The following is a 2,069-nucleotide window of genomic DNA, read 5'->3' as shown; positions in this document are numbered from 1 at the left end:
GCCTGCCTTGAAGGTCTCGGCGGTCACCACCACCAGCTTGTGACCGCGTCCTATTGCGTCGTTGGGACCGTCTTTTTTCAACAGCGCCAACCATGCTGCGCTCGAATGACGGCGGCCGCGCGGGTCGTGCCCCATGTTCGGAGCGCCGCCGAAGCCGGCGAGTCGCCCGAGCGTGACGGTGGATGAATTCGCGTCGGCGTCCATCTGCAAGGTCGAGCCGATAAAGAGATCCACGCCGTATTGCCCGGCAAGCTGGCAAAGCACGCGGTTCGATCGCAGGCTGCCGTCGCGGCCGGTGAAAAACACGTCCGAACGTGCCGCGACGTAATCCTCCATGCCCACTTCGCTGCCGAAGCAATGGATGCTCTCCACCCAGCCACTTTCAATAGCAGGGATCAGTGTGGGATGCGGATTGAGCGCCCAGTTCCTGCAGATCTTGCCCTTCAATCCCAGCGATTCGCCGTAGGTCGGCAGCAGCAATTCGATCGCGGCGGTATCGAAGCCAACGCCATGATTGAGCGATGTCACGCCATAGCGCTCATAGATGCCGCGAATGCTCATCATGGCCATGAGCACCTGCAATTCACCGATATGACGGGGATCGCGCGTGAACAAGGGTTCGACAGCAAACGGGCGGTCTGCCTGCACGACGATGTCGACCCATGACGCGGGGATATCGACACGCGGCAGTTGATCGACGATCTCGTTGACTTGCGCGATCACGATGCCATGGCGGAATGCGGTCGCCTCCACGATGGTCGGCGTGTCTTCTGTATTGGCCCCCGTGTACAGGTTGCCGTCCCGGTCGGCCTGGACCGCGCAGACCAGCGCCACCTGCGGCGTGAGGTCGATGAACATGCGCGCATACAGTTCGACATACGTATGGATTGCGCCGATATCGAGTAGCCCATCCTCCAGCAGTTGCGCGACGCGCAGGCTTTGCGGGCCGGCGAACGCGAAGTCCACTTTGCGCGCGATGCCGCGTTCGAAGAGCGTCAGATGCTCCGGCCGGCTGATGCTCGAAATCAGCAGATGCACGTCATGCACGCGCGTGGGGTCGACCTTTGCCAGCGAGCGCGATAAAAAGTCGGCCTGCTTCTGGTTGTTGCCTTCCAGCGCGATACGGTCGCCCGGCAAAATCAGCGCTTCAAGTGCATCGACAATGCGTTCGGCCTTGAGCATGCCGTGGTCGAGCCAGCTATCGATTGCTTTCAGGCGACGCGCTTTCTCCAGCGCGCGCGTGTTCCACTGGCGCGGGGCGAGAGCGGCTTCGGTAGGAGGATTCATGCGGATTTGCCTCTAATGTTATTCAGCGGCCGGGACGATCAGGACGAGCTTGGCGCGCGACGGCGCTTTCTCGGCTTGACAGGAGGTGGATGTGCTTCGGCTTGCTCGTCGCGCAGGAAACGATAAACCAGTTCGCCAGTTGCAAGCAAATGGCGCGCAACGAGGGTCTGCGCCGCTTCAATATCGCGCGCGAGTAGCGCATTGAGAATCGCCTCGTGCTCGGCGTCGGACTGACCCTTGAACGTCGGCATGCCCAGTTTCAACCGTAGATATCGCTCGCCCCGCCGATGCATCGTGCCGATCAGCTCCATCAAGTGAGGACGGCCGGCGGGCGCGTACAGGCTCATGTGGAACTGCTCGTTGCGCACCACATACAGCGCTGGGTCAGGTTCGCGCGCGGCGGCAACGAGCAATTCGCGCGCCGTCGCCAAACTTTCTTCCGTGTGGCGCTCGATCGCGAGGCCGATTGCCAGGCTTTCCAGAGCGGCGCGAATTTCGTAGATCTCGCGGGCTTCATCGGGGGATTGGGTACTCACCGATGCACCGCGATTCGGCTCGATCGACACCCAGCCTTCGCTTTCCAGTTGCCTGAACGCTTCGCGCACCGGAATTGCGCTAACCGAAAATTGCCGGGCAATCGCGTCCTGGCGCAGCGGTTCGCCTGGCCGCAACGAGCCTTCCACGATCGCCACGCGCAACGCGTCGGCGATATAGCGCGACGCGCTTTGTCGCGGCTCGAACTGCGCAAGGTGAAAGGGCTCGCTCATTGCTTCGTCCATGGG

The 2,069-nt window shown here is 61.9% G+C and carries 2 protein-coding genes; both read right to left on the bottom strand.

The genetic code is table 11. The features are described from left to right. Window positions 1–1,287 (bottom strand): malonate decarboxylase subunit alpha (locus tag WCA53_RS25770; protein ID WP_423917082.1); only part of this gene is annotated, 1,287 nt, incomplete at its 3' end. A 38-nt stretch (window positions 1,288–1,325) separates the two neighbouring features. Further along, window positions 1,326–2,069: GntR family transcriptional regulator (locus WCA53_RS25765; RefSeq protein WP_423917080.1), on the bottom strand; the 744-nt coding region annotated here is incomplete at its 5' end.

This window comes from Caballeronia sp., assembly GCF_049581465.1.
Taxonomy (GTDB): domain Bacteria; phylum Pseudomonadota; class Gammaproteobacteria; order Burkholderiales; family Burkholderiaceae; genus Caballeronia.
This window is presented reverse-complemented; position numbering and strand designations above follow the sequence as displayed.